Raw genomic sequence first — 13,013 nt, 5'->3', positions numbered from 1 at the left:
CGCCGCTGTCGTTCGTGCAGGAAAGGCTGTGGTTCCTGCAGCGGTTCGACCCCGGCGACGCCTCGTACAACATGTACCTGGTGCTGCGGCTGCGGGGCGAGCTGGACACCGGCGCGCTGGGGGAGGCGCTGGACGCGGTGGTGGCCAGGCACGAGAGCCTGCGCACGTCGTTCGCCGACGTGGACGGCGAGCCGGTCGCGGTCGTCCATCCGCCCGCCCCCGTGTCCTGCGAACGCCTCGACCTGGAGGGCTCGCCCGACGCGGAGGAACAGGCGAAGCGGCTGGTCGCCGACCGCACGAACGCGCCGTTCGACCTGGCCGGCGCGCCGCCGCTGCGGATCAGCCTGCTCAGGCTCGGGCCGGACGACCACGTGCTCTGCTTCGTGCTGCACCACATCATCGCGGACGGGTCGTCGCTGGGGGTCCTGTTCGACGACCTGTTCGCCCTCTACCTGGCCCGGGTGCGGGGCGAGGAGGCGGAGCTCGCGCCGCTCCGGGTCCAGTACGGCGACATCGCCCTGTGGCAGCGGGAACGGGACTCCGGCGAGGCCGCCGAGGAGGCGCTCGCCTACTGGCGTGAACAGCTCGCCGAACCGCCCCTGCTGGAGCTGCCCGCCGACCTGCCCGGCGGGGAGCGGCCCGAGGGCGCGTTCCACTCGTTCCTGGTGCCCGCGGAGCTGGTGTCCCGGCTGGAGCGGCTGGCGCAGGAGCACAACGCGTCGCTGTTCATGGTGCTGGTGGCCGCCTACCAGGCGCTGCTGGCCCGGCACACGGGGCAGGGAGACATCCTGGTCGGCACGCCGTGGGCGACCCGGGACCGGATGGAGCTGGAACCGGTCATCGGGTACCTCACCGACACGCTGGTCCTGCGCGGCGACCTCACCGAGGACCCGGTCTTCTCCGACCTGCTCGACGCGACCCGCCGTACCGTGCTCGACGCGCACGCCCACCGGACCGTGCCGTTCGAACGGCTCATCGGCGAGCTGGGCGTGCCGCGAGACCTCCGCCGCAACCCGCTGCTGGCCACCATGATCATTCTGCACAGTCAGGCGGGGGAGGGGACTCCGCCGGAGCGGGTCGGCGACCTCGGGGTGGAGCTGTTCGACGGGGGCTACCGCCAGACGAAGTTCGATCTGTCCCTGGAGGCATGGCGCAACGAGCAGGGGCTGCTCGCGGTGCTCGGGTACGACGCCACCCGGTATCACGCGGCCACCATGGAAGGGCTGGCCGCGCGGTTCGAGGTGCTGCTCCGGGGCATCGCGGACGCCCCCGGCACCCCGATCTCGCGGTTGCCGATGCTGACGGCCGCCGACGCGGCCGTGCTGACAACCTCCAGGGCGGTCGTCCCGGACGACTCGGAAACGGTGCCCGCGCTCATCGAGCGGGCCGTCGCCGCCACCCCCGACGCCACGGCGCTGCTGTGGGGCGGCGAGGCGATGAGCTACGCGCGGCTCGACGCCAGGGTGGCGCGGCTCGCGGCGGCCCTGCGGCGGCGCGGGGTCGCGGCGGGGTGCGTGGTCGGCGTCTGCCTGCGCCGATCGGCCGAGGCCGTCGTGGCGTTGCTGGCCGTGTGGCGGGCCGGGGGGGCGTACCTGCCGCTCGACCCCGACTACCCCGACGAACGGCTCGCTTTCCTGGTCGACGACAGTGGCGCCCGCCTGGTGGTGACCGACGCCGACCTGGCGCCGAGGCTGCCGCGGGAGACGGTCGTGCTCGTGCCCGCCGACGATTCCGATCACGGCGACCCCCCGTGCGGCTGGAGCCCGGTCGAGCCGCACGACCCGGCGTACGTGATCTACACGTCCGGGTCGACGGGCAGGCCGAAGGGGGTGCTGGTCGAGCACGGCAGCCTGGCGGGGCGGGTGCGCTGGATGCGGGAGGCGTACGGCATCGGGCCGGACGACCGGGTCGCGCAGTTCGCCTCGCTCAGCTTCGACGCCCACGCCGAGGAGCTGTACCCGGCGCTCACCACGGGCGCGGGCGTGCTGCTCCTGCCCGACGGCGGCGCGTCGCTGCCGGACGTGTTGCGCACCCCGGCCGGTGGCCAGGTCACCGTGCTCGACCTGCCCACCGCCTACTGGCACCGGCTCACCGAGGCGCTCGACGGCGTGGCCTGGCCGGAGCCGCTGCGGCTGGTGATACTCGGCGGCGAACAGGTGCACGCGGCGGCGGTGGCCAGGTGGCGGGACAGGTTCGGCGACCGGGTCCGGCTGGTCAACACCTACGGGCCGACGGAGGCCACCGTCATCGCCACGGCCGCCGACCTCGGCGAGGCGGACACCGTCCGCCGCCCGCCCATCGGCCGGCCGATCGGCGGCACGACGGCGCACGTCCTCGGCCCGTACGGCGAGCCCGTGCCGCCGGGCTTCCCCGGCGAGCTGTGCCTGGGCGGGGAGGGGCTGGCGAGGGGCTACCTGGGACGCCCGGAGCTGACGGCCGAGCGGTTCGTCCCCGATCCTGACGGCCCGCCGGGTTCCAGGCTCTACCGGACCGGCGACCGGGTGAGGCGGCTGCCGGACGGGACCCTGGAGTTCCTCGGCCGGTTCGACGCCCAGGTGAAGGTCCGCGGCTTCCGGGTGGAGCCGGGTGAGGTGGAGACCGCCCTGCTGACCCATCCGGGCGTCCGCCAGGTGGTGGTGACGGCGGACGGGGAGCGGCTGGCCGCGTACGTGGTCGGGCCGGCCGAGCCGGACGAGCTGCGAGCGCATCTGGCCGCGGCCCTGCCGGCCCATCTGGTGCCCACGGCCTGGGTGAGCCTGCCGGCGCTGCCGCTCACGATCACCGGCAAGGTGGACGTGGCGGCCCTGCCCGCGCCGGGGCCCGGCCCCGTCGCGGAGTTCGTGGCGCCGCGCACGGACGCCGAGGCGCTCGTGGCCGGGATCTGGGGCGAGCTGCTGGGCGTCGAGGCGGTCGGCGTCCACGACGACTTCTTCGCGCTGGGCGGGCACTCCCTGCTGGCGGCCCGGGTCACGGCGCTGCTGCGCAACGCGCTCGACGTGGAGGTGCCGATCCGCACGGTGTTCGACCGGCCGACCGTCGCCGGGCTCGCGACCGCGGTCGAGGAGTTGGTGATCGAGCAGCTCTCCTCGCTCACCGACGCCGAGGCGGCACAGCTGCTGGAGGTGGGGGAGTGACCGACTCCGAGGCGTTGTCGGCGGCCAAGCAGGCGTTGCTGGCGCAGCGGCTGCGGCGCGGGGCGGCGGCGGTGGCGCGCCCCACCATACCCGCGCGCCCTGCCGGCGAGCCGCCGCCGCTGTCGCACGCGCAGGAGCGGCTGTGGTTCCTGGAGCAGTTCGCGCCGGGCACCACCCAGCTCACCATCCCGATCAGGCTGCGGCTGCGCGGCCCGCTGGACGCCGCCGCCCTGGCCGCCGCGCTCGACGCCGTCGTGGCCGGGCACGACGCGCTGCGCATGCGCTTCCCCGACACCGGGGACGGCCGGCCGCGCGTCGTCCTCGCCGACGACGCGACGTTCCCGCTGACCGTGCGCGACGCGCCCGACGAGGCCGCCGCGAAGGCGCTGGCCGAGCGGTTCCTGGCGGTCCCGTTCGACCTGGTGACGGGCCCGGTGGCGCGGGCGCTGCTGGTGCGGCTGGGTGACGACGACCACGTGCTGGTGGTCGCGGTGCACCACATCGCCGCCGACGGCTGGTCGGCCGACGTGCTGATGCGCGAGGTCTTCGCCCGCTACGAGGGCCGCACGCCGCCCGTCCCGCAGGTGGGGTACGGCGACTACGCGGCCTGGCAGCGCGGCCTGGCTCCCTCCCGGCGCGACCTGGACTTCTGGCGGGACCGGCTGGCCGGCCTGGAGCCGCTGGACCTGCCGACGGACCGGCCCCGCCCGCCGGAACGCACCTACGCCGGCGCCGCGCACCCGTTCTCCCTGGGCCCTGAGGCGGCCGCCGGGCTGGCCCGGCTCGGGCGCGAGCACCGCGCCACCCCGTACATGGTCATGCTGGCCGCGCTCGCCGCGCTGCTCGGCCGGTACGCGGGCGTCGAGGACGTGGCCGTGGGATCGCCGGTGGCCGGCCGCCAGGTGCCGGAGCTGGACGGCGTGATCGGCTGCTTCGTGAACATGCTGACCATGCGGGTGGACCTGACGGGCGATCCGGCGTTCGCCGAGCTGCTCGACCGGGTGCGCGACGCCGTCCTGGACGCCTTCGCCCACCAGGACCTGCCGTTCGAGCAGCTCGTCTCGGAGCTGGACCTGCCGCGCGACGTGTCCAGGTCGCCGCTGTTCGGTGTCATGTTCGCGATGCAGAACTACCGGAACGCGGCCGTCGACCCGCCCGCCGGGCTGACCGTGGCCGGCTTCCCCGTGGACGCCTGGGCGACCCGGTACGACCTGGAGCTGTACGTCGGCGACGACTCGGGCGGCATGTTCGTCTACAACACCGACCTGTTCGAGCCGGACACCGTCGAACGCCTCGCCGGGCACCTGGGCACGCTGCTGGACCGGGTCGCGGCCCGGCCGGACACCCGGCTCTCGCGGATCGACCTGCTCGGCGAGGACGAACGCCGCCTGGTCCTGGACGCGTGGAACGACACCGCCACCGCCTTCCCCGGCGAGGCCACGCTGCACGGTCCCATCGAGGCGCAGGCGGCGCGCACGCCCGGCGCGGTCGCGGTCCGCTTCGAAGGGCGGGCGCTGACGTACGGCGAGCTGGACGCGGCGGCGGACCGGATCGCCCGCACGCTGCGCGGCCTCGGTGCGGGCCCCGGGTCGGTGGTCGCCGTGTGCGCCGAACGTTCGCTGGAGCTGCTGCCCGGCCTGCTCGGCGTGCTCAAGGCCGGGGCGGCCTACCTGCCGATCGACCCCGACTATCCGTCGGACCGGGTGGCGTTCATGCTGGCGGACGCCGCGCCGGCCGTGCTGCTCACCCAGAGCGGCATCCGCCCGTCGCTGCCGGACACCACCGCGACCATCCTCGACCTGGACGATCCGGACGTCTGGACCGGCGGCTCCGGCCCGCTTCCCGAGGTGCGGCCCGGCGACGTCGCCTACGTCATCTACACCTCCGGCTCCACCGGCCGGCCCAAGGGCGTGCCGAACACCCACGGCGGCATCGCCAACCGGCTCGACTGGATGCAGGAACGGTTCCGGCTGGACGACGCGGACGTCGTGGCGCAGAAGACGCCGCTGAGCTTCGACGTGTCGGTGTGGGAGCTGTTCTGGCCGCTGCGCTGCGGCGCGAGGCTGGTGCTCGCGACGCCGGGCGGCCACAAGGACGCCGCGTACCTGCGCAAACTGATCGCCACGGAAGGCGTGACCACCGTCCATTTCGTCCCGTCGATGCTGGCCGTCTTCCTCGCCGAGAGCGGCGGCGCCACCGAGAGCGGCGGCGCGGGCCGCGGCTCGCTGCGGCGGGTGATCTGCTCGGGCGAGGAACTGCCCGCCGACCTGGCCCGCCGCTGCGTCGCGACGCTCCCCGACGCCGAGCTGCACAACCTGTACGGGCCCACCGAGGCGGCCGTGGACGTGTCCGCCTGGCACTGCCTGCCCGGCACCCTCACCTCGGCGGCCCGCGTCCCGATCGGCGCCCCCATCGCCAACACCACCCTGTACGTCCTGGACGCCGCCCTGTCACCGGTGCCGATCGGGGTGCCGGGCGAGCTGTTCATCGGCGGCGCCGGCCTGGCCAGGGGCTACCTGAACCGTCCCGCCCTGACGGCCGAGCGGTTCGTGCCGGACCCGTACGGCCCGCCGGGATCGCGGCTCTACCGCACCGGCGACCTGGTCAGGCGCCGCCCCGACGGAGTCCTGGAGTTCCTCGGCCGGCTGGACGCCCAGGTCAAGCTGCGCGGCCTGCGCATCGAGCCCGGCGAGATCGAGGCGGCCCTGCGCGCCCTGCCCGCCGTCGGGGACGCCGCCGTGATCGTCCGCGACGACCGCCTGGTCGCCTACGTCACCCCGAACGCCGGTCTGACCGGCACGGACGCCCTGGACCAGGCTCTGGACCATGGGGCACTCCGGGCCGAGCTGAAGAAGACGCTGCCCGACTACATGGTCCCCGCAGGCTACGTCACCCTCGCCGCCCTGCCCCTGAGCCCCAACGGCAAGCTGGACCGCCGACGGCTCCCCGCGCCCGTGGCCGCCAGGGACGCCGCGGTCGAGTTCATCGCCCCGGACACCCCGACAGAACGGACGCTGGCCGCCATCTGGGGCGACCTGCTCGGCGTCGAGGCGGTCGGCGTGGCCGACGACTTCTTCGACCTCGGCGGCCACTCCCTGCTCGCGACCCAGGTGGTGGCCCGGCTGCGGCAGGAGGCGGGCGCCGAGGTCAGCGTCATGGACGTGTTCAAACACCGCACCGTCCGTGAGCTGGCCGCGCTCGCCGACACCCCGGCGGACCGGCGCGGCCCCCGCGCGCTGCTGCACCGGCTCACCGCCGCCCGCAGCCTGAGCCCGGTCCTGAGCTACGTGTGCGTCCCGTACGGGGGCGGCAGCGCCGTCGTCTACCAGCCGCTCGCGGACGCGCTGCCGGACGGGCACGCGCTGTGGTCGGTGGCGATCCCCGGCCACGACGTGGGCGTCGACGAGGACAGGCTGTCGTTCGACGAGCTCGCCGAAGGGTGCGTGCGCGAGATCCTGGAGAAGGTCGAAGGCCCGATCGCCCTGTACGGCCACTGCGGCGTCGGCTCGGCCCTGACCGTGGAGATCGCCCGCAGGCTGGAGGCCGCGGGCAGGGACCTCGACGGCGTCTACATCGGCGGGATCTTCCCGTTCGCCCGCCCGCGCGGCCGGGTGATGGCGCGGATCGCCAGGATCGCCGAGGCCGAGCGGCTCCGCAGCGACCAGCGCTACGTCAACTGGCTGATCTCGCAGGGCGTGGACATGAGCGACCTCGACCCCGCGCAGGCCCGCCGCATCGTCCGGAACATGCGCCGGGACTCGCGGGAGGCCGAGGAGTACTACACCCGCCTGTTCGAGTCGGGCACGCGACGGCTGCGCGCCCCGGTGATCAGCATCGTGGGCTCCGAGGACCCGGCGACGGACTACTACCAGGAACGGTTCCGCGAGTGGCACTTCCTGACGTCGGTGACGGCGGTGGTCGTGCTCGCGGAAGCAGGACACTTTTTCCTGAAATATCGGGCGCAAGAGCTGGCCGAGATCGTCACCACCGTCCACCGGAGTCTGGAGGAACCGGCCCACCCGGCCCCGGAGGAAACCGCAGCGGAACCCGAAGCGGAACCGGCAGGGACCGGCGACCGCACCTGGTGGTTGCACGATTTGTCCCACTCCGACACGCTGCCGGCCCCGGCCGGGGTGCGGCCCGGCATCCCGCGCTTCCTCGCCGTCGCGCTGAGCCAGCTCGTGTCCATGACGGGGTCGGCACTGACGGAATTCGCCGTACCCTTGTGGATCTACACCACGACCGGGTCGGTGGCGAAGTTCGCCCTGATGGCGGTCGTGGGCCTGGTGCCGGGGATGCTGGTCGCGCCGATCGCCGGGGCGATCATCGACAGGACGAGCCGGCGGCGGGTGATGCTGGCGGGCGACGTCGCCGCGTTCGCGATCCAGCTCGCGTTCGGCGTGCTGCTGTGGACGGGGAACCTGTCCGTGGAGTTGATCTACCCGCTGCTGGGCTGCCTGTCCGTCGCGCTCACGTTCCAGCGGCTCGCGTACTTCTCGGCGGTGCCGCAGCTCGTGCCCAAGCACCTTCTCGGGCACGCCGTCGGCGTCACGCAGCTCGGCACCGGCACCGCCCAGCTCCTGGTGCCCCTCTTCGCCGTCGGCCTGCTGTCCACCATAGGGCTCGGCGGCATCCTCCTGCTCGACGTCATCGGCTACGCGGTCGCCATCGTCACCCTGCTGGTGGTGCGGTTCCCGGCCACCATGCCCTGGCGGCGCCGGGAGTCGATCAAGAACGAGATCCTGGGCGGGCTGCGGTACGCGCTCGGTCATCGCGGGTTCGTGGCCATGCTGCTGTTCTTCGTGGTGCTGAACGTGTTCCTCGCACCGCTGCTGCTGATGTTCTCGCCGCTGGTGCTCGCCTTCGCCGAGCTGTCCGACGTCGGCAGGATCTCCTTCCTGGCCGGGGTGGGGACGTTCGCGGGCGCCCTCGTCATGATCATCTGGGGCGGCCCGCGCCGCCTTCGCCTGCGCGGGGTGCTGCTGTGCACCCTCGTCCTCGGCTGCTTCTGCCTGCTCACCGGCCTGCGCGCAGACCTGGCCGTGATCGCCGCCGGCGTGTGCGGCATCACGCTCTGGATCACCCTGCTGAACGGCATCTACACCACGATCGTGCAGGTCAAGGTGCCGCAGCGGTTCCACGGCCGGGTGTTCGCGATGAACACGCTCATCGCCTGGTCCACGCTGCCGATCGGCTACGGGCTCGTCGCCCCGTACGCGGCCTCGCTGCTCGACCCGCTGCTGCTGGACGGCGGCGCGCTGGCCTCCACGGTCGGGGCGGTCATCGGCACCGGACCCGGCCGCGGCATCGGATTCATGTACGTGCTCTTCGGCCTCGTCATCGTGGCGATCGCGCTGGCCGCCATGCGCGTCCCCGCGCTGGCCCGCTTCGACCGCGAGGTCCCCGACGCCGTCGCCGACGACCTGGTCGGCGTACGAGCCCTGCGATCCAAGGAGAATGACATGACGGGACGACACCAGGCGGTCGTCGACAGGACGGCCGCGCCGGGACGCGGCGAGGGCGCGCGGTGAGCGGCGACCTGGAACGCAGGCTCGCGGACCTGGTGGCCGCCGTGTCCGACGGGGAGATCAGCGCCGAGGAGGCGCTCGCGGGCGAGCACTCGCTGTCGGCGCTGGGCCTGACCTCGCTGGCGTGGATCCGGCTCGTCGACGCGATCGAGGACGCCTTCGGGGTGGACGTCGATCTCGGCGGCGACCTGTCCGCCTTCGACCGCGTGGACGCTCTCGCCGCCCACGTGTCGGACCTGCTGGACACCCGATGACCACCCCTGCGACCACCCCGATGACCACCCCGGCGACCGCTCCGGCGACCGCCTCGGTGCCGTTCAGCGGGACGCGGGGCGGCGAGGCGCCGCTGACCTGGGGGCAGCGGCTGATGTGGCGGGCCGTCCACCTCATGGGTCCCAGCCAGTCCTTCCTCAACTGCCCGTGGGTGCTGCCGGTCCACGGCAGGCGCGATCTGGCGACCGTGCTGGCCGCGCTGCGCCGGATGCTCGAACGCCACGAAAGCCTGCGCACCACCTTCGCCGACACCCCGCACGGCCCGGTGCAGCGGGTGGCGCGCGGCGGCGAGCTGACCGTGGAGCTGGCGGTGACCGGCCCGGAGGGGCCGCTGGCCACCGCCGAGCGGATCGCCGCCGAGCTGGGCACGACGGTCTTCGCCCACGGCGAGGACCTGCCGCTGCGCTGCGTCGTCGTGCTCGCCGACGGCAGGCCGAGAGCCCTGGCGTTCGTCTTCTCGCACCTGGCGGTGGACTTCCAGGCGCTGAGCCTGCTGTCCGCCGAGTGGCGGGCGCTGCTGAGAGGGGACGACCTGCCGCCGCCCGAGTGGCAGCCGATGGAACAGGCGGCGCTGGAGCGTGAGGAGCCGTTCCTGAGGCGCTCGCGGCGGTCGGTCCGCTACTGGCGCTCGGTGCTCGAAACGGTCCCGCTGGAGGTGTTCGACCATCCGCCGGGCGAGCCGGAGGAGCCGCGGTTCATCGAGGTCGGCATGGAGTCGGTGGCGCTCGCGGCGGCGGCCGTCCGGCAGGCCGAGCGGCTGACGATCAGCACGACGAGCGTGGTCATGGCCGCCTGCGCCACCGTGCTGGCGGTCGTGAGCGGACGGCCGCGGGCGGTCATGCAGCTCGTCCACAGCAACCGGCGCGATCCCCGCACCCGTCCCCTGGTCGCCACCGTGGGCCAGGACGGCCTGCTCGTGCTCGACCTGCCCGGAACCGGCTTCGCCGACACCTGCCTGGCCGCGCATCGCAGCGCCCTCATGGCCTACCGCAACGCCCACTACGACCCGTTCGAGATGCAGGCCATGCGCGCGGAGATCGGCCGCGTCAGGGGCCGGGAGCCGGACCTGGACGCCTTCTTCAACGACAGGCGGGGCGACGGAACCTGGCCGAACCTGCCCCGCCTCGCCCCCGGCGAGGACCTGACCCCTCTCACGGCGCGGACCCGCACGTACGTGACGAACGCCTGGCCCGGGGTCCGGTTCAAGGTGTTCTTCACCTTGGGGACCGACCCCGGCACCGGCCGGCTCAGCCTCATCGTCGACACCGCGTACCTGCCGAGGGAGACGGCGCGAGCCATGCTGCTCGGCGTCGAGACCCTGCTGGTCCGCGGCCTCACCGAGGACGTCCCGCTCGCCGCCGTCAGGGATCTCGTGCGGGCGCACGGTGAGATCCGCGGCGCGAAGGGCCTTGGGCCCGATCGGTGAGAACGATAGAGTCTGGCGCCGGAGCACCGCCCGCGCCCGGTTGAGGAGGGGGATGTCCGACTCGCCCCTGTCCCTGCCGCGGCCTCCCGCGAAGGCGCCGGAGTTCGGGCAGGACGCGCTGATCGTGTGCGAGAGCCTGGTGCGGATCTACCAGTCCGGGTCGGTCGAGGTGCAGGCGCTGCAGGGGCTGGACCTCGTCGTGGACGGCGGGGAGATGGTGGCCGTCGTCGGCGCGTCCGGGTCGGGGAAGTCGACGCTGCTGTCCATCCTGGCCGGGGTCGACGCGCCCACCGCCGGACGCGTACGGGTCGACCGGTGGAATCTGCTGGACATGTCGCGGGCCGATCGCGTCCGATATCGGCGGCACACCGTGGGGTTCGTCCGGCAGCAGACCGCCGCGAACCTCATCCCGTACCTGACCGCCCGGCAGATGGTCGACCTGCCGATGACCGCGGCCCGCACCCCCGCCCGGGTGCGCCGCAGGCGTGCCGCCGAGCTGCTGGACCTGCTCGGCGTCGGCGATTGCGCCGAGCGGCGGCCCGCGCAGTTGTCCGGCGGGCAGCAGATGCGGGTGGCCATCGCGGTGGCCCTCGCCAACGAGCCCAGGGTGCTGCTGGCCGACGAGCCGACGGGCGAGCTGGACAGCGCCACGTCGGCCGCGGTGTTCGGGCTGTTGCGCGAGGTCAACCGGCGGCTGGGCGTCACCGTCGTGGTCGTGACCCACGATCCCGCGGTCAGCGGGCAGGTGGAGCGGACGGTGGCGATCCGCGACGGGCGCACCAGCAGCGAGGTGCTGCGGCGCACCTCCACCGGCGACGACGGCGCCCAGCGGATGATCGCCGAGGAGTACGCGGTGATGGACCGGGCGGGGCGGGTGCAGGTGCCGCGCGACTACCGGGAGGCGCTGGCGTTGACGCGCCGGGTCCGGCTGGTCCTGGAGGCCGACCACGTCGCGATCCGCCCCGACGGCGGCGAGGCCGGATGAACGGCGGGCCCCTGGTCAGCGTGCGCGGCGTGCATCGCCGGTTCGGCAGCGGGGCGACCGCCGTGCACGCGCTGCGGGACGTGACGTTCGAGCTCGCGTCCGGCACCATGACCGCCCTCGTCGGCCGGTCCGGCTCCGGCAAGACCACGCTGCTCAACGTCATCGGCGGCCTGGACCGCCCGGACTCCGGCACCGTCCTCGTCGACGGCACGGACGTCACCGCCCTCGACGAGGACGGCCTGTCCCTGCTCCGGCGGGAGAAGGTCTCGTACGTCTTCCAGACCTTCGGCCTGATCCCGGTGCTGTCGGCCGCGGAGAACGTCGGCGCCCCGCTGCGGCTGGCCCGCGTGCCGCCGGCGGAACGTGAGCGGCGGGTCGCGCTGCTGCTGGACCTGGTGGGCCTCGCCGCCCATGCCGCACAGCTTCCCGATGAGCTGTCCGGCGGGCAGCAGCAGCGGGTGGCGATCGCCCGGGCGCTGGCCGCCTCGCCGCGGCTGCTGATCGCGGACGAGCCGACCGGGCAGCTGGACGCCGAGACCGGCCTGTCGGTGATGGCGCTGTTACGCGGGGTGGTGGAATCGGAGGGGGTGACGGCGCTGGTCTCGACGCACGACCCGACGATGCTCGCGCTGGCCGATCGGGTGATCCGCATCAGCGACGGGCGGCTCGACGCCCGCCCCGGCGGCCGGGACGATTCTTGATCGGCGAGGGCCGCCCGTGCTGAGGCTGGCCGCCCGGCGAGCCCGGGCGCAGTGGCCCCTGCTGGCGGCCCTGCTGGCCGTCGCCGTGGTCGGCCCCACGCTGCTCGGCACCTGCGCCCTCCTGCTCACCCGTACGGCCGAGCGGGCGCTGGAGACCTCCGCCTCCCGCGCCACCGCCGACCGGATCGACGTCACCGCCTACACCGTCACCGTCCGCGGCGAGCACGCCGGATCCGTCGCCGACGACACCCGCGCGGTGCTGACCTCGGCCCTGGCCCCGTTCGCGACGACGACGGCCGCGCGCGCGTCGTCCGTGATGCGGGCGCTCCCCGGCGCCGGCGTCCCGGCGGTGGCGTACCTGTCGGGGGTGGAGGACCTGCCGGCCCGTGTCCAGCTGGTTGACGGACGGCTGCCTCGGGCGGGCGCCGCGCCGGCGGAGTCCGTGGTCCTGGAGGGCACCGCGCGGCGGCTCGGTCTGACCGTCGGCAGCCGGGTCGGCCTCGGCGCGGAACTGGCCGACGACCCCGACCAGGGGATCGAGGTGAGCGTGGTCGGGATCGTCCGCCCGCTGCCTGGCGCCGGGTGGGAGCGGGACCCCCTCGCCGCCACCGGCCACGAGCCGGCCTACCGCGACGGCCGGTCCGCGCGGCCGGTTCACGCGTACGGGCCGTTCGTCGTCGACCTCGCCGACCTGCTCGGCGGCGGCTCCACCCTCGACCGGCTGGAGATCACCGCCCGCCCTGACCTGTCCGACCCCGACCGCCGCGACCTCGACGCCGTCACCCAAGCCCTGCTCGGCGCCGACCGCCGGCTGGGGCGCACGCTCGGCGACCGGGTGCGCATCCAGCGCGTCGCCTCCGCGCTGCCCGCGACCCTGCTGGCCGCGCACGACCAGCAGCGGGTCACCACGGCCGCCGTGCTCGCCGTCGGCGGCATCGGGCTCGTCCTGACCGCGGCCGCTCTCGC

6 protein-coding genes and 1 pseudogene are annotated in these 13,013 nt (G+C 74.3%); all 7 read left to right on the top strand.

Features of this window, described 5'->3' with window-relative positions:
• Positions 1-3,134, top strand: a 3,134-nt coding sequence (locus OUY22_RS31960; protein WP_270158976.1) for an amino acid adenylation domain-containing protein, incomplete at its 5' end; no start/stop codon positions are given.
• Positions 3,131-8,665 carry a non-ribosomal peptide synthetase/MFS transporter gene (locus tag OUY22_RS31955; RefSeq protein WP_270158975.1) on the top strand — a complete coding sequence of 1,845 codons (5,535 nt, stop codon included), beginning with the start codon at positions 3,131-3,133 and terminating at the stop codon, positions 8,663-8,665. The genes OUY22_RS31960 and OUY22_RS31955, both read left to right, overlap by 4 nt.
• Positions 8,662-8,916 (top strand): acyl carrier protein, encoded by a 255-nt coding sequence (locus OUY22_RS31950; RefSeq protein WP_270158974.1) that lies wholly within the window; start codon positions 8,662-8,664, stop codon positions 8,914-8,916. Before OUY22_RS31955 ends, OUY22_RS31950 begins: the two co-directional genes overlap by 4 nt.
• Entirely contained in the window at positions 8,913-10,361 is a 1,449-nt protein-coding gene (locus tag OUY22_RS31945; RefSeq protein ID WP_270158973.1) for a condensation domain-containing protein, read from the top strand. The genes OUY22_RS31950 and OUY22_RS31945 overlap by 4 nt, the downstream gene beginning before the upstream one ends.
• A gap of 52 nt (positions 10,362-10,413) precedes the next feature.
• The gene (locus tag OUY22_RS31940; protein WP_270158972.1) at positions 10,414-11,346 is read left to right on the top strand and encodes an ABC transporter ATP-binding protein; all 933 of its coding nucleotides are present in this window, start codon (positions 10,414-10,416) and stop codon (positions 11,344-11,346) included.
• A complete protein-coding gene (locus tag OUY22_RS31935) occupies positions 11,343-12,047 on the top strand; it encodes an ABC transporter ATP-binding protein (RefSeq protein WP_270158970.1) in 705 nt (234 codons plus the stop codon). The genes OUY22_RS31940 and OUY22_RS31935 overlap by 4 nt, the downstream gene beginning before the upstream one ends.
• A gap of 16 nt (positions 12,048-12,063) precedes the next feature.
• Positions 12,064-13,013, top strand: a pseudogene (locus OUY22_RS31930) (permease); the annotation flags it as partial.

The sequence above is a fragment of the Nonomuraea corallina genome (genome assembly GCF_027620315.1).
Taxonomy (GTDB): domain Bacteria; phylum Actinomycetota; class Actinomycetes; order Streptosporangiales; family Streptosporangiaceae; genus Nonomuraea; species Nonomuraea corallina.
Note: the sequence above shows the minus strand (reverse complement) of the source record. Positions and strands in the feature narration are given on the sequence as shown.

Bases quoted from the DNA above. Each gene is read 5' to 3' on its own strand.
- OUY22_RS31935 (WP_270158970.1), top strand. From the start codon at position 11,343: ATGAACGGCGGGCCCCTGGTCAGCGTGCGCGGCGTGCATCGCCGGTTC.
- OUY22_RS31945 (WP_270158973.1), top strand. From the start codon at position 8,913: ATGACCACCCCTGCGACCACCCCGATGACCACCCCGGCGACCGCTCCG.
- OUY22_RS31940 (WP_270158972.1), top strand. From the start codon at position 10,414: ATGTCCGACTCGCCCCTGTCCCTGCCGCGGCCTCCCGCGAAGGCGCCG.